Below are 15,654 nucleotides of genomic sequence, written 5' to 3' on the forward strand. Positions count from 1 at the left end.
GCTTTAATTAAAAGTTAATCCTGGTTTAGCATTCAACGCATAATCGGTGAATTGATCTTTTTGGTATTGAATAGATGCAGCTGCTCCAATCATAGCTGCATTATCCCCGCAGAGCGACAAAGGTGGAATAATCATTTCTACATCTGGCAATTCTTCAGCCATTACTTTTGTAAAAGTATCACGTAACCCTTTATTTGCAGCTACTCCTCCTGCTAAAAGCAATTGTTTTACATCATATTCTTTAGCTGCTCTAAGCGTTTTTGAAACCAATACTTCAATCACACTTGCTTGAAAACTAGCAGCTAAATTGATATCATTTAAGGGTTCACCTTTTTGGTTAGCATTATGAACAGTATTAATAAAAGAACTTTTTAGTCCGCTGAAACTAAAATCATAATTATCTTCTTTTAGCATCGCTCTTGGAAAGTGATAGGTATCTTCTCCAAGGTGGGCCATCTCATCAATTTTCTTTCCACCTGGATAAGGCAAACCTAGTACTCGTCCAATTTTATCATAAGCTTCCCCAGCTGCATCGTCTCTGGTTTCCCCAATAATTGTGTAGTCCCCATCTTCTTTCATGTAAACCAGCTCAGTATGACCGCCACTAACAACCAGCGCTAGAAGTGGAAAAACAAGCGGTTTAACCAATCGATTAGCATAAATATGTCCTGCCATATGATTGACAGCAATCAAGGGCAATTGGTGAGCGTACGCAACAGCTTTCGCTGCATTAACCCCAATTAAAAGAGCGCCTACTAAACCTGGGCCTTGAGTAACCGCTACTGCAGATAAGTCATCATAGCCAACTTTAGCTTCCGTTAAGGCTTCTTCGATACATTGGGTAATTTGTTCAACATGGTGTCGACTGGCAATTTCAGGAACAACACCGCCAAAACGCATATGACTTTTTATTTGTGACGCAACTATATTTGAATGAACGATCGTTCCATCTTCAACTACAGCCACACTTGTTTCATCGCAACTCGATTCAACAGCTAAAATTAAATTTCTCTTTGCAGACATACTTTTCACTCTTTCTCTAATGAACTCTTTTTATATGCTCAATTGCATAATCAAGGCATGGTCTACTGGACCATGGTAATAGTTTTTACGAACAGCAATCGTTTCAAAGCCTAGTTTTTTATAAACAGCGATAGCTGCTTTATTTTGCTCTCGGACTTCTAAAAATAATTTCTTTATTTTTTTGGCTTTTAAATATTCTATAAAAGAGCGCAAAAACAACTGACCAATTCCTTGATTTTTAAATGGCGTCAGAATACCAAATGTTGTTATTTCAGCTTCATCAAAAAGCAGCGTATAACCGATGAATCCTATTTTTTTATTTTTTTGTAAAGCAATCCCATATTCATTATAAGTTCCTGTCAATTCGCTCTTATAAATTTCAACAGACCACGGACTTCCATGTGGATAACTATTTTCAGCTAATTGATACAATTCCTGTTCGGTTAATGCTGAACTTTGATTAAACGAAAAAAAAAATTCTCGATCTGTACACTGATTATCCATTACTCAAATCCTCATATAAATTTACTCATTTCCAGTGCATCTTCTTTATCACCAGTATAGTAATCTATTTTTATTTTTCCCTTTTGAAACCCCAACTCAGCATATAGGCGTTGCGCAGTGTCATTTGAAATACGAACTTCTAGACTCATTTTTTGCATACCTTCATGCTCAGAAATTTTTTGCAGTTCAGAAATCAAGAACGTAGCGATTCCTTGTTTTTGATAATTTGGAATAACAGCTACATTTGTAATATGGGTTTCTTTTTCTACTAACCATGCACTAATAAACCCGATAGCCTTATTAGATTCCCGAACAATCAAATAAATAGCCCGGTTATTGGTTTTCATTTCCTGTTCTAGCGCTTTTTTATTCCAAGGTGTTTTACCATTGTAACAAAGTGTTTCTATTTCTAAAATATCTGAAATATCTGATACTGACGCGATTGATGCTTTCAAAAAAGAACCGTCATTCAACTGAATCATTTCTCGCTCTAGTCTTGCCCGTTTAGCTAAATTCCCGCTAAAAAAAGGGCGTATAAGCGAATCAATTTCTTCATTACTAAACCACTGCTTAAATTTTTTCAACATACGCTTCCTCCAGTTGATCTGGATGTTCTTTGCGCCAATTTTCCTCCGCTTCTGCTAGTTTCAAGTAATCAGGCGTAAACATGTGAGCATCCACAGTTTCTTCCTTTAATCCTAATAAGCCTAAAACACTTGCTTTTGGAAGGTTGTCTTTTAATGGAGCTTCATACACCCGGTTCATTAAATAACGTTCAAATGTATCTTTAAATAAAGATTGATCTTCGCCAATTAATTCAAATGTTCCTTCTTTTTTACTCAAGTATTCAGCCCACTGTTCAGCCGAAATGTGTTTGTCGTCTTCGATTTGAATCAATTCCCCATTTTGCCATTGGTATAAACCCGTATAAATATTTTTACGGCGAGCATCAAATAAAGGCACAAGATAATGCGGTGAAGATTCACAGTTTCCAGCTAAGGTTTTCAAGCTAGAAATACCCACTAATTCAACTCCTAGAGTCCAAGCCAACGTTTTGGCAACCGTGACACCAATTCGTAAACCTGTATATGAGCCTGGCCCTTTAGCGACTACTATTCGATTTAGGTCACTGGGTTGCCATTGTACATCCTTCATTAATTCATCAATAGCAGGCATTAAGCGTTCGCTATGATTACGTTTGATATTTGTTGTGATTTCTCCTATAACTTTCTCATCATCTAATACCGCAATACTCATTGCTTGATTCGATGTATCTATTGCTAATACCTTCATGAAACGGCTCCTTTTTGTCCAACTTAATTCTAGCTTTATTTTAGCACATATCTCTTGAAAACTTAAATTCCTAATTTTTGACTAATCTTCTGAAAGCGTATTAGTTGATTTTTTATTTCTAAGAAGTTATGCTTTATTTGTAAAGATAATTCTTATCATTTTTCCAAATATTCAATACTATACGTGATTTATTTGGTCAGATAAAATTATCGCCGTAAAAAAATCTAGTTTCATAGGAGGAATTGTTCATGGATAAAGATAACGGAATGAAAGATAAAGCTAAAGGTATTAAAGATAAAGTTGTCGGTGAAGCTAAAGACTCATACGGTGACGCAACAAACGATCACAGTAAACAAGCTGAAGGTAAAGCTCAAAAAGCCAAAGGCGAAGTAGAAAAAAAAGTCGGTAAAGCAAAAGACGAGTTTAATGATAAGAACAATAAGTAAGAATTAACTTTGTTTCCCCCTAAAGAGTACTGCTAACGTGGTACTCTTTTTAACTTAAATTTTTTTCTAAGGAGGCAATCAATTGGCTAAAATTTTAATTACTGGAGCGACTGGAACAATTGGAAAAGTGTTAACGTCTCATTTAAAAAACAACCATGAATTAACTTTAGTGGATATCGATTTCTCTAATTCTGACAAAGAACTTGTGGCAGGTACGGTCATAAAAGAATTGGATTTATCTGTTTTGGCTAATTGGAAAGGTCTATTAAACGGAATTGAATACGTCATCCAATTAGCTGGAGACCCCAGTCCAGATGCTGAATTTTACGACAGTCTTTTAGATTTGAATTACAAACTTCCTCATAATCTTTATATGGAAGCTTCAAAAAATGACTCTGTTAGACGAATTATTTTTGCCAGCTCAATTCATGCTGTCGATGCTTATCCGCAAAATGTTCAAGTAGCTACAAATGACCCGGTTCGACCTGCTGACTTATACGGTGTATCTAAAGTTTACCTAGAAGGTTTAGCAAGTCATTACGCTTTTACAACTGGTCTAGAATCGATTGGTCTTCGAATTGGAGACTTCAAAGAAAACGATAAACCTGCTTTAGATGCACCAGAGGCCATGGCAAATTATTTATCTGGTAGAGATATGTGCCATCTTATTGACTGTTGTTTAACAGCTCAGTTGAAAGAACCTTTCTTATTAGCCAATGGCATTTCCAATAACACTTTTACCCGTTTAGATATCGATCAAGCGAGAGTGGATATTGGCTACCATCCAAAAGATAATGGATTTAATCTGTATGGGTATTTCAAGAATGATTAACTAAAGAAATGGCTTCGTTACTCCCTTAAGAGAGAAACGAAGCCATTTCTTAATTAGGACGTGTTTGAAAAACTACTAAGACTCATTGCGTCTGGTCAAATAGAAAATGACTTCAAGTTGGTCGAATGAGGACTTATTGTGCATACTCAAATAGAAATTGATTTTGAGGTGATCGAATAAAGACTCATTGCTTCTACTCAAATGGAAAACGACTTTGAGTTGGTCGAATGAGGGCTTATTGCGTCTACTCAAACAGATAACAATTTTGATTCGGCCTATCGCAGCTATTTTTCTCGTGATAAACTAGTTTTAAAACACCCCCTAATTTTCCCAATCATTGTACTCACTTTTCCGAATCATTTTCACTTCATAAATAGCTTTTATGACGATTGCTACTACTGCACCTATTAATGCTCCAAAAGGACCAAAAATAAGCAGACAGACAATTGTTGAGATGAATGTGTAAAGCGGTCTTACCCCAATTTCTCTACCTGTCACAAAAGGCTCAGCAATTTGGCGAATCACGGTAATAATGATATAGACCAAGCCTAATTGCCACGCAATAGTTGTATTCCCCATTAAGAAGTGAACAAGTGCCCAAGGAATCATGATAATTCCACTTCCTAAAATAGGGATAATATCGACTACTGCTACTCCTAGAGCTTTTATTCCCCAGTAATCCATTCCTATGATAAAAAATCCAATACATAATAGAATAAATGTTAACGCCGCTAATTTTAATTCTGCTTTGAAATAACCCTTAATCCCTTTTATCGATTTAACTAAAATTTCTTTTATATCTTCCATTGTCATCCCTCCTTTTTCCATTTATTTATTTCTTTATTTCATTGTACGAGATTCATCATATTCTGTAATCCAACTTGAGTAGTATCTTTAATCATACAAAAAAATCCTATTAAACGCCAACAGTACGCTACTGCCGTTTGATAGGATTTCCTTCAGTTACTTTTTATTTTTTTAGATGAATGCCATGATTAAGAAATTCAAAACAAACAATAATGTTGAGACCCATAATACAGGATGAATATCTTTACTTTTCCCTTTGACTACTTTAACAATAACGTAGAAAATGAACCCAGCAGCGATACCATATGAAATGCTATAAGATAATCCCATAAAGATAGAAGCAAAGAATGCTGGAATAGCTTCTTCTAAATTGTCCCACTTGATTTCTAAGAATGAAGACATCATCATCACACCGACTAAGATTAAAGATGCAGACGTTGCTTGAGCAGGTACAAGTGCGACTAGTGGTGAGAATAAGCTTGTTAACAGGAATAACACAGCTACAACAACACTTGTTAAACCGGTTCTTCCGCCGGCGCCAATACCAGCTGCACTTTCAACAAAAGTCGTTGTGTTAGATGTTCCAAAAATAGCGCCTACAGAAGTTGCGATAGCATCTGCGAATAAAGCTTTATCCATTTTTGTTTTAAAACCAGTACTATTGTCTAATGCTTCTTCATCTTCTTTAGTAAAGATACCTGTTTTGCGGCCAGTTCCAATAAATGTTCCAATCGTATCAAATACATCTGACAAACTGAAAGCAAAAATAGTCATGATTACTAAAGGCAACCGTGACGCACTACTGAATAAAGAAATCATTCCTTCACTCCCAAATGCAGCACCAAAAGTCGTTCCTAGTTCTGTAAAAGCACTTCCTAAAGAATTAGCTGGGTTAGAAATGACTGAAACGTCTACTACACCCATTGGAATTCCAATAATCGTTGTAACAATGATACCAATCAGAATAGCTCCTCTTACATTTTTCACTAATAAAATGACAGTGATAATCAAACCAATCAAGGCTAATAATGATCCAGGACTTGTAAAATTCACTAATGCAGGAACAATCCCCCCACCAGTTACGACACTTGAAATACCATCCGAATAAGAAGCTGTTGCATCAAAAGGTGCATTATTAATCGTTTGGATATTACCTGGTTCAGAAGTGAACTGAAGGAATCCTGAGTTTTTAATTCCGATGTAAGCAACAAAAACACCAATTCCAGCACTAATCGCATGTTGCAGACTTTCAGGAATCGAACGAATAATCATTTTACGTATCTTTGTTACCGTAATTAATATATTAAACAGTCCACAAAGAAAGACCATTGCTAAAGCTTCTTGCCATGTAAAACCTAGTGCAAAGACAACTGTATAAGTAAAGAAAGCATTCAATCCCATACCTGGTGCCTGTGCATAAGGTACATTTGCAAATAATCCCATCACTAACGTTCCAATAGCCGCAGCAATCAAAGTTGATAAGAAAACAGCTTGTGAAGGCATCCCCGTTAAAGAAAGAATTGCCGGATTGACAAAAATAATATAAGACATTGCGAAGAAAGTCGTTAGTCCTGCTGTAATTTCAGTACCTACCGTCGTTCCATTTTCTTTTAATTTAAAAAACTTTTCCATTTTACTATATCCCCACTTTATTTATATTACAAAGTGAACCGTACTAGTTAAATCTACTGAGTTTCAGTCTTTCTACCTAACTGTTGGTAAAGCAATAATTACAAAAACAATATAAATAATCACAGTTATCCCAATGCATCTAATGTATCTCTAAATAAACTAAAATGAGTTTATTTAGAACCAATAGTCTGAACATTTACGGTGTTCGGTAGAAACTTAAAGCCCATATCGCTTAATTATATTCGGTTCTAAACATTGCAAGTTAATTATATAAGATGATTTTTTATAAAACAACCTTAAAATGTATATTACATTAAAAAAATCAGTTGATTGTTCGTGTTTTACTCGAAATTCGCTATTATATCACTATTTTGTTTAATTACCGTCATTTTTACTCTTATTTGTTTCTAATTCTCAACCGCTTTCTTTTTCCCATCACTTATTTTCAACAAGCGTTATCTTTTCTAATTTTTCTTTAAATACGTTACAATAGACTCAAACAATACAGGAGGGAATTATTATGGATTTCACACAGGTAAAAGGGTATAGTGAATTAGATTCAGGTCAAATCAGCTGGTTGACCAACGTTTATGCGCAACACATGGACACATTGGATGATCCTCCTAAATATACTAAAGAAAATATTGATGAAGTCCTATGGAATAATGAACTTCAAACAATGGATGTTCACTTTAACAATGGTGAAATTGTTCATTACAGCAGTAATGGAGACTGGCATTACGAATAAATTCGCTTAAAAAACGGCCACTTACTTTTGATGAAATAAATCATCAAAAGTAAGTGGCCGTTTTTTTATTAGAAACACCGCTCTTCTCAGACCAAAAAACATGAGGCTAGCGAAACTTGTTAGTTAATCTATTCGTCATACTGATTTAACTAAGTCATTGTAACGAATTCTTCAGCTCCAGTAGGGTGAATCGCTACTGTGTTGTCAAAATCAGCTTTTGTGGCACCCATTTTAATGGCTACTGCAAATCCTTGGACCATTTCGTCTAACCCTTTTCCAAGTCCATGCAAGCCAACAATTTTTTCGTTTCCTCCTTGGCAAACCAATTTCATATAAGTTTTTTGTCGGTTAGCTGTTATGGAACTATGCATAGAAGTAAAAGTAGATGTGTACACTTTGATATCTGCTTCTCCATACATTTCTTTAGCTTCTTCCTCAGACATACCAATCGTTCCAATTGGTGGATGACTAAAGATAACCGTTGGAATATTCGTGTAATCTAAAAATGAATTTGGTTTGTTATTAAATAAACGTTCAGAAAGTCGACGTCCTGCAGCTATAGCCACAGGCGTTAATTCAATATGTCCGGTCACATCTCCAATAGCATAAATATTTTTGGCCGTTGTATTTTGGTATTGGTCCACTGTAATGTATCCACCAGCATTTAATTCTACATCCGTTACTTCAAGGTTTAAGTTTTTTGTATTTGGTTGACGGCCAATCGCCCATATAAGTGTATCTGTTATATGAGTAGATCCGTCTTCAAAGTGGATCGTTAAAGTGCCGTCTTCATTTTTTATGACTTCTTTAGGAATAGAATGAGTATGCAAAGTTGCACCTTCTCTGGCCATTGTTTCAACCAGTCCTTCCACAATGATTGAATCAAAGTTCCGTAATGGAGCGTGCTTTCTAACAAATAAATGAGTATCTGAACCTAACCCATGTAACACACCTGCTAATTCAACAGCAATATAACCTGCACCAATAATCGCTACTCGTTCAGGTAATTCCGTTAATTCAAAGAATCCATCTGAATCAATTCCATATTCTGCACCAGGAATTTTTGGTAACTCAGGACGTCCGCCTGTTGCAATCAAAAAGTGATCAGCAGTTAGTTGCTCACCATTTACTTCAATCGTATGTGCATCAATAAATTTCGCGTATCCATTGATCAATTCAACGTTGTTGTTAGTTAAGTTTTTTTGATAAATCGTGTGTAGACGCGAAATATAATTTTCTCTATTTTTTACTAATTTTTCAAAATTCAATTGACTATCTTTGATTGTAATACCATAGTCTTCTGCATATAATTTCATATCATCTAGCATTTGAGCGCCATGCCACATAACTTTTTTAGGCACACACCCTACATTCACACACGTTCCACCAATAGCATTTCCTTCAATCAAAGCAACGCTTGCTCCATGCATTCCTGCACGGTTAGCAGAAGCAATCCCGCCACTTCCTCCACCAATTGCAATATAATCATAATGTTTACTCATTTTATAAATTCCTACTTTCTTCCATATGCTTACTTAAGTATAGCGAATTATTAGTCACAAAGAAAGGAGAAGCTTTTGCAAGATTCATTTGCTCGTGTAATTATTCTGCAAGATTCTTAACCTCTTCTTTAAAATGGATTTAATAAGTGAGCTGTTTATGCATTTATTTTTTAGTTGTTGCTACAGGATCTGCTGGCATAATAATATTCAAGATTAATGCTACTAAACAACTTATTACAATCGCTGATTCTCCAAATAAAATTGCTACTAAATCGGGTAAACCTGCCATCGCTTCAGGAACTTGAGTTAATCCTAATCCAAATACTAAAGAAAGACCAATGATTACTTTTGAACGATCTGTTAAAGGCTCTGCCGTTAATATACCAATTCCTGTTAGTGTAATTTGAGAAAAAATGATAATAGAAGCTCCACCAATAACTGCTTGTGGTAAAGTAGAAATCATCGCTCCAAACTTAGGGACTAACCCAGCAGCTATTAAAAAGACTGATCCAACCGCTACAATATAACGACTCATCAACTTAGTAAAAGAAATCATCCCAACATTTTGACTAAAAGAGGTGTTCGGTAAAGAATTGAACATAGCTGCTAATGCAGAAGTCACTCCATTTGCTATGATAGATCCAGATAGTTCTTTATCTGTTGGCTCTCTATCTGACCCACCCATCGTTATTGCGGTAACATCTCCAACTGTTTCTACTGCTGTAACGACAAACATAATCAACATAGGTGCGATAGCACCCCATTGAAACGTCAATGGGAAATAAAAAGGTTGAGGCAATGAAAACCAAGTTGCTTCTTTTATTGGACCAAATTCAACCATGTTAAGAGCAACCGCCACAATATATCCTATAACAATAGCAATTAAAATAGATGATGTTTTAGCCATACCTTTACCGAATTGATTTAAAATTAAAACTAAAAACATAACAAATAAAGAAACTGACCAATTTTTCATTGAGCCAAACGTTTCAGACCCATTTCCACCAGCCATAGCTTGAATACCTGTTGGGAGTAAGGATAAACCAATCGTCAACACGACTGTTCCCGTAGCAACTTTTGGAAAAAATCGTCTTAAGGGTTGTAAAATAAATCCTAATCCTGCACAAAAGAGCCCACCAACGAATGTAGCTCCTAGTAAACCAGAGATACCGTATCCACTAGCGATTGAAATATTAGTTGGTAAAAAACCAAAACTAGTTCCCATTACAACAGGAAGCTTAGCCCCAACTTTCCAGATTGGGTAACACTGTATTAACGTCGCTACCCCAGCCATTACCATTGCACTTTGGACTAAAACGGTTAAATCTCTGCCGGAAATTCCAACTACTTTTGCTACAATTATTGGAACGGCTATATTACCTAAAAACATGGCGAAGATATGTTGCAACCCTAGCGGAACTGCTTCCCTCAATGGAGGAATACCATCTACATCATACTTGCTTCTATTAAAGGGTTTATTTCTCTTCATCGAAGAAAGAAAGTTCATTTAATCAGCTCCTAATTTATACTTATAACTCACGCCTAACTCCGTCGGATACCTTCAATTTTTTCTATTTTCAAATGTTTTCTACTAATTTTCCGACCGCAAAATCAGGTCCTCTATCTTTAGATACGTTGCTCCAATACGTTAGCTCTTTATGATCTTGACTTTTTAATTTTAAAAGAGCAGCTACCAATTTTTCTTCTGTAAACGTGTTCGGATCCAATATTTCAGCTAATTGTTTCATTTCACAATCATAAGCAATATTAAATTGATCGCTTGAAAAAGGTAAAATAATCATTGGTTTGCCATAATAAAGTGCTTCAGTAAAGGTATTGCAACCTCCGTGAAAAATGACGCTATCCATATAAGGCATTAAAGCTTTTTGTGGAATAAATTCTTCAATAATAACAGAATCAGAGCGATATTCGTTTAATTTTCCAGCATTACTTCCTGCTGAAACAATCAAAAGTGAATCTGGATTAGCTTTCTTTGAGCCGATTATTAACTTTTCAAGTACATCCACTCGATTAGATAGAAATGTTCCTAGAGTAATTAATAGTCTATTCTTTTTATCTTTTATTTTGTTTTGCCACTCTTCATCGAGTGTCTCTTCTTCAAAGCAATTACCCATAAAAATTTTATTGGGTAACTGATTAGTATCTTCAATCGAGTCAAAATCAAAATAATTATAAAGGATTGCTTTATCTGAAACTAGACTAAACGCATTTTCTATTGGTTTACGATTGCTCGAACTTTCTTCTATCATTGTATTAAAAATTTTTGTAAATTCGTTTTGAGTTTTTCTTGAAACTTGTTTTAACTCGTGTAGCTGTTTTTGATTCACAGGTATTACAGAAGGCCAATCATTAGGGACACCATAGTTCTCATTCTTCATTGGAATCGTTCGTGGATGAGGTGGACAAAATGTTACAAAAGGAAGCTCTAAGGTATACAACCCTAAAGTAACTCCATAGGATAAAATATCCACCACATATAAATCTACCTCTAAAGAATCAGCTATTTTTTTGATTTTCGAAACGAGTTCCTCCGGTTTATAAAGCATGTCTTTTTTTCTATGCTTAGACTGTGTAATGAGCGTTTCGACAGCTCCTTCTCTGGTTGATTCAAAAAACTCATCTAATCTATCTTTTTCTGAATCAGGCTGGTTCGTGATTTCAGCTTTGCTAATATTTTTATTTTTACTGATATCTATTTCATAAAAAGATAAGTTTGCTTGTTCAACTTGATTTCTAAACTCACTGCTACACCCAAACGTTACCTCTTTCCCGATTTTTTTAAAACTCTTCGCAAGAACTAGTAAAGGCGTAAAATGAGAATAAAAAGGAGGACTTATAAAAAACAGATGATTAGCGTTCATTCACTTTGCTCCTTTCGAATGATAAATAAAACAATAAAAATTCTTTAGCTATTTCTTCCATAGAAAAACGGTCTTTGACGGTTTTTTCTCCAGCATCTTGTATTTTTTTAAAAGCTGCCGGATTATTTTTCAATCGCTGAATAATGAGTTCTGTTTCTTCAGAAATGGTTTGCCAATTGGAAGTATCAATTAAAAATCCATTGACATCATTCTCTAAATAACTTTTTACGCCTCCTCTTTCAGGTCCTAGCACCAAGAACTTTTGTGATAAGGCTTCTAGAATAGCTATTCCAAATTCTTCTTTTTTACTTGAACAAAGATAAATTTGTGGATAATTTTCTTGATGCTCCATAATTTCATTTTCAATCATTCTTATGTTTTCATTTGACAAAGCACCAATATGACAGAATTTATCTCTCAGATGTGGGTGTTCAGTGAAGTATTCTTCAAATGAATGAATCATTTTCATTTCATCATTACTAGGATTCTCTATATCTCCACCAATCAGCAATAAGTTATACACATCTGAGATGCTCGAATTTCCCCATGCTTTTAACAATTCATCTTGAGATTTTAGCTGTTCTAACCTCCCTACATTTAAAATAATTGGTCGATCAAAAAATTCTTTTTTCAAATTGACTTCTTTTAATTCTTTGTTATGAGTTGATTTCTCATCACTATTTTTTGAATTCCCATCAACTTTTATTCCTTCACTAATCATCCACACGGTTTCTTTTTTATCTTCTTTAAGTAATTGTGGGAAATAAGATTCTAATTCTTTTCCCATTATATGATTACCTATTCCAACTATTTGATCACTTTCAAAAATTAATTCGTCACCTATCTTTATTTTATTTAATTTTTGAAAAAAGTCATTCGCATCAAAGGATTTTAATGTTCCATCGTTATTGATCATGTTTCGATGCGGATCCGGCGTTAAGGTGAAAACTAATTTTTTACCTAATTCCTTGCTTAAAAGTGCTACTGCTTTAGACGCATTATCTAAATAGCGAACATGAAAAATATCTGGTTCAATTTCTAATTTCTTTAAGAACCTATCAATTGCTCTTTTAATAAATTGTTCCTTTTTTAAATAAGGATCTTTAATTGTTTCATCGATATAGATAGGGACTCTCAGAAATAAATGGTTATCAGAGTAAAAATTCATCAGGGATTTATTATGGGACCATTCATTTGTAATTGTTAAGGTTACAACTAGAGAAACTTCTTTTGACTTAGACAACTCACTTCCTAGTGTCTTCAAAAATACCGCCATTCCACCATTATTGCCTTTTCCACTATTCTCAAAATCGCCATAGAACATTGATTGTAAAATTGTTAGCCCATTATGCTTAACGAGTTGTTCTCTATTGATGATAGCCATATAATCACTGAACAATTTTTTATTTGTTTGAAAAGGAATTAGACGTTCAATGTCTTCATAATTTAGTTTTTCTAGTGAATAAAGCTCTACCAATAAATCTATCAACTGAATTTTAATATTAATTGGATAATCTTCTTTCAGCCACTCATATATAATTGATTCAAATCCCTCTACTTTAAAATGATAAAGATAGTCTATTACTATCGAGAAAACATCCAACTGCTTTATGTGGTAGGTTACTAAATTTCCCACCATTTCTTTAGTCAATACGTCCCTACCACATTCAATACAACTATCTATTAAGGCATAAACAATTGCTCCATTTGTTTTCTCTTTAGACAACAGATTAATCACTTCTTTATCGAAACCTTCCTGAGTAAGAAGGTTATTGTTGTCCATAACTAACTTTACTAGATACCGATCTAGGTAGTCGTTTTGCCCTAAATAAGCAAGACCTTTAATCAGTTCACTCTCTTCTAGTTCTTTTTTTGTACTGAGTTGTATAATCTCTTTAAACGATTTTAAAAGGATTTCTAATTTTAAAGTATCCACAAGATTCTCTTCTTGATATTTCTTTAAAAAGAATAAAGGGAATGAAGAATTCTGTTCTTTCTCAAAATAATTATTCCTCAATTCAATAAACTTATTCATGGTTTACCACCTTTCTAAAAGAAATCGCATTCACCTTATTCATTCAACTACTGACATTTTTTCTGTTTCAAAACGATGTTTTTAACTAAACTCTTAGAAAATATTATAGCATAGTGCCATAGTAACCGTTAAAGAACCGACTTTGTTTATTCCTGTAGGGCCTGCCCAACTACCTAGTGAATCTAATAAAAACTTAGGAACTAATAATAAATGAATATTACCGTTCCTTAAGTTTTCGAAATTTGTTGTATCACATATTAAAATGATTTTTTTAACGTAAATTCATCGAAGAATACGTTATATTTAATGCCATTGCTTTATCAGCAACCATTTTATTAATGGCTTTATAATAAAATAAATACGAAGCAGTCCCGAATAAGGCTGCTAACAAATAGGATAATTTTGTAAGGCATAACTTTCATTCAACTCTTTTTCACTAGCTTCCAAAAAAAACGATTGTACTCCTATCCATTAGCATATAAACATCACTATCGTCGTCACAAGGGATAAAACCGTTATGTCTGATTGCTCCAATTAAGATTCCTACGAAAAGCTGGTACTAGATTTTATATTTTTCACACAATTGATTAAACTATAATAGAATTTCTACCTGAATGTTTTGTGCCTCTTTAATGCCGACACTTAATCCGAGAATGTGAGTTCATTTTTTTTGCAAATGAAAGATAAGATGATTTTTCCCATTTTTTTCGATTTACAAATCATTCTTCATTTAAGATTGGATAAGGTATAATAGGATTGAATGATTTTTAGGAGGGATTTTTTGAAAAAAGATACATCTTTTTATTGGACACTATTTTTATCTACTTTTACATTAAGTGCTTTTACTTTTGGCGGTGGGTACGTAATCGTTCCACTGATGCAAAAACGTTTTGTAGCTGAATTAAAGTGGATTGATGAAGAAGAAATGCTTGATTTGGTAGCCATTGCTCAATCTTCTCCCGGCCCAATTGCCGTTAACGCTTCTATTATTATAGGGTACCGAATGGCTGGCATTCGAGGGGCACTTTTATCTGTAATCGGTACTTCTTTACCACCTTTAATCATTATTACAATCGTTTCCTATTTTTACTTAGCTTTTCGTGATAATCCTATTGTAAATGCTGTCTTATTTGGTATGCAGGCTGGCGTCGCCGCTGTTATCGTAAATGTGGTTATAAATATGGTTAAAGATATAACAAAAAACAAACTAATTTTGCCTATTGTCGTCATGATCTTATCGTTCATTGCAGCAGCATTTACTTCAATCAATATTGTCGTCATTTTGTTTATTTGTGGAGCTATAGGGGCTTACACGACCCATAAAGAGACACAAAAAACTAAAGGAGGACTAAAATAAATGATTTATTTGCAATTATTTTGGAGCTTCTTCCAAGTCGGTGCTTTAAGCTTTGGGGGCGGTTATGCCGCATTGCCATTGATTCAAGAACAAGTAATTGAGCAACACAATTGGTTGACAAGTACCGAGTATATTGATGTATTAACTATTTCACAAATGACTCCTGGACCGATTGCTTTGAACGCTTCAACTTTTGTTGGTACAAAAGTTGCTGGAATTCCTGGCTCCCTCGTTGCTACTCTAGGTTGTATCACACCTTCTGTTATCATTGTTTTGTTGTTAGCAGTTCTTTATTACAAATACAAAGGTCTCTCTTTAGTACAAGGAGTCATCAAAGGGTTGCGCCCAGCTGTAGTCGCTTTAATTGCTTCTGCTGGATTGTCAATTTTATTAACGGCTTTGTTTAATAAAGATACTCTTCCAATTCAATGGGCTGAATTAGATTTAATTTCTTTAGTTCTATTTATGATAGGTTTAGTTTTGTTACGAAAAACCAAAATTGGTCCTATCTATGTCATGTTAGCAGCTGGTCTGGCTAGATTAATCATTTATGGTTTAACGACTCTTTAGATCAAATTGTTTTCCAGAAAGCA

Annotated in this window: 15 protein-coding genes, 1 pseudogene and 1 riboswitch; of the genes and pseudogenes, 5 read left to right on the forward strand and 11 right to left on the reverse strand. The window is 34.4% G+C overall.

Translation table 11 applies throughout. The annotated features are described in order from the left end of the window. Positions 1 to 3 precede the first annotated feature (3 nt). From tsaD to tsaB, 4 genes are read right to left on the reverse strand one after another with little or no spacing between them, the layout of a single operon-like run. On the reverse strand, positions 4 to 1,023 hold the full coding sequence (gene tsaD / locus BP18_RS07870) for a tRNA (adenosine(37)-N6)-threonylcarbamoyltransferase complex transferase subunit TsaD (RefSeq protein WP_029277299.1): 1,020 nt from the start codon (positions 1,021 to 1,023) through the stop codon (positions 4 to 6). Between the two features lie 30 nt (positions 1,024 to 1,053). Beyond that, a complete protein-coding gene (rimI, locus tag BP18_RS07875; protein WP_035050575.1) occupies positions 1,054 to 1,527 on the reverse strand; it encodes a ribosomal protein S18-alanine N-acetyltransferase in 474 nt (157 codons plus the stop codon). Positions 1,528 to 1,538: 11 nt separating this feature from the next. Continuing rightward, on the reverse strand, positions 1,539 to 2,114 hold the full coding sequence (gene rimI / locus BP18_RS07880) for a ribosomal protein S18-alanine N-acetyltransferase (RefSeq protein WP_029277295.1): 576 nt from the start codon (positions 2,112 to 2,114) through the stop codon (positions 1,539 to 1,541). Beyond that, the gene (gene tsaB, locus BP18_RS07885; RefSeq protein ID WP_029277294.1) at positions 2,098 to 2,820 is read right to left on the reverse strand and encodes a tRNA (adenosine(37)-N6)-threonylcarbamoyltransferase complex dimerization subunit type 1 TsaB; all 723 of its coding nucleotides are present in this window, start codon (positions 2,818 to 2,820) and stop codon (positions 2,098 to 2,100) included. The genes rimI (BP18_RS07880) and tsaB overlap by 17 nt, the downstream gene beginning before the upstream one ends. A gap of 248 nt (positions 2,821 to 3,068) precedes the next feature. Here tsaB and BP18_RS07890 point away from each other — a divergent pair, with 248 nt between their 5' ends. Further along, the gene (locus BP18_RS07890; protein WP_029277292.1) at positions 3,069 to 3,266 is read left to right on the forward strand and encodes a CsbD family protein; all 198 of its coding nucleotides are present in this window, start codon (positions 3,069 to 3,071) and stop codon (positions 3,264 to 3,266) included. A gap of 82 nt (positions 3,267 to 3,348) precedes the next feature. Then, positions 3,349 to 4,098, forward strand: coding sequence for an NAD-dependent epimerase/dehydratase family protein (locus tag BP18_RS07895; protein WP_029277290.1), 750 nt, complete (start codon positions 3,349 to 3,351; stop codon positions 4,096 to 4,098). Between the two features lie 321 nt (positions 4,099 to 4,419). On the opposite strand, the gene BP18_RS07900 is transcribed toward BP18_RS07895, so the two are convergent. Continuing rightward, positions 4,420 to 4,905 (reverse strand): AI-2E family transporter, encoded by a 486-nt coding sequence (locus tag BP18_RS07900; RefSeq protein ID WP_029277288.1) that lies wholly within the window; start codon positions 4,903 to 4,905, stop codon positions 4,420 to 4,422. 171 nt (positions 4,906 to 5,076) lie between these two features. After that, positions 5,077 to 6,537 (reverse strand): NCS2 family permease, encoded by a 1,461-nt coding sequence (locus BP18_RS07905; RefSeq protein ID WP_007723899.1) that lies wholly within the window; start codon positions 6,535 to 6,537, stop codon positions 5,077 to 5,079. 164 nt (positions 6,538 to 6,701) lie between these two features. After that, positions 6,702 to 6,802, reverse strand: a riboswitch (purine riboswitch). A gap of 255 nt (positions 6,803 to 7,057) precedes the next feature. On the opposite strand from BP18_RS07905, the gene BP18_RS07910 reads away from it, so the two are divergent. Then, positions 7,058 to 7,285, forward strand: coding sequence for a hypothetical protein (locus BP18_RS07910; protein ID WP_007723900.1), 228 nt, complete (start codon positions 7,058 to 7,060; stop codon positions 7,283 to 7,285). Positions 7,286 to 7,434: 149 nt separating this feature from the next. Here the strand turns inward: BP18_RS07910 and gorA are convergent, their stop codons facing one another. The 5 genes and pseudogenes from gorA to BP18_RS13020 form a co-directional block, all read right to left on the reverse strand. Then, the gene (gene gorA / locus BP18_RS07915; protein ID WP_007723901.1) at positions 7,435 to 8,787 is read right to left on the reverse strand and encodes a glutathione-disulfide reductase; all 1,353 of its coding nucleotides are present in this window, start codon (positions 8,785 to 8,787) and stop codon (positions 7,435 to 7,437) included. A gap of 163 nt (positions 8,788 to 8,950) precedes the next feature. Next, on the reverse strand, positions 8,951 to 10,294 hold the full coding sequence (locus BP18_RS07920) for a uracil-xanthine permease family protein (protein ID WP_029277286.1): 1,344 nt from the start codon (positions 10,292 to 10,294) through the stop codon (positions 8,951 to 8,953). Positions 10,295 to 10,364: 70 nt separating this feature from the next. Then, positions 10,365 to 11,669 (reverse strand): glycosyltransferase, encoded by a 1,305-nt coding sequence (locus tag BP18_RS07925; RefSeq protein WP_029277284.1) that lies wholly within the window; start codon positions 11,667 to 11,669, stop codon positions 10,365 to 10,367. Continuing rightward, positions 11,659 to 13,704, reverse strand: a complete 2,046-nt coding sequence (locus BP18_RS07930; protein ID WP_029277282.1) for a glycosyltransferase family 4 protein — start codon at positions 13,702 to 13,704, stop codon at positions 11,659 to 11,661. The genes BP18_RS07925 and BP18_RS07930 overlap by 11 nt, the downstream gene beginning before the upstream one ends. Before the next feature lie 436 nt (positions 13,705 to 14,140). Continuing rightward, positions 14,141 to 14,251, reverse strand: a pseudogene (locus BP18_RS13020) (LicD family protein); the annotation flags it as partial. A 234-nt stretch (positions 14,252 to 14,485) separates the two neighbouring features. On the opposite strand from BP18_RS13020, the gene BP18_RS07935 reads away from it, so the two are divergent. Both BP18_RS07935 and BP18_RS07940 read left to right on the forward strand, forming a co-directional pair. After that, positions 14,486 to 15,061, forward strand: a complete 576-nt coding sequence (locus BP18_RS07935) for a chromate transporter (RefSeq protein WP_007723907.1) — start codon at positions 14,486 to 14,488, stop codon at positions 15,059 to 15,061. Beyond that, on the forward strand, positions 15,062 to 15,631 hold the full coding sequence (locus BP18_RS07940) for a chromate transporter (protein ID WP_007723909.1): 570 nt from the start codon (positions 15,062 to 15,064) through the stop codon (positions 15,629 to 15,631). Positions 15,632 to 15,654 lie beyond the last annotated feature (23 nt).

This window comes from Carnobacterium jeotgali MS3, assembly GCF_000745125.1.
Lineage (GTDB): Bacteria > Bacillota > Bacilli > Lactobacillales > Carnobacteriaceae > Carnobacterium_B > Carnobacterium_B jeotgali.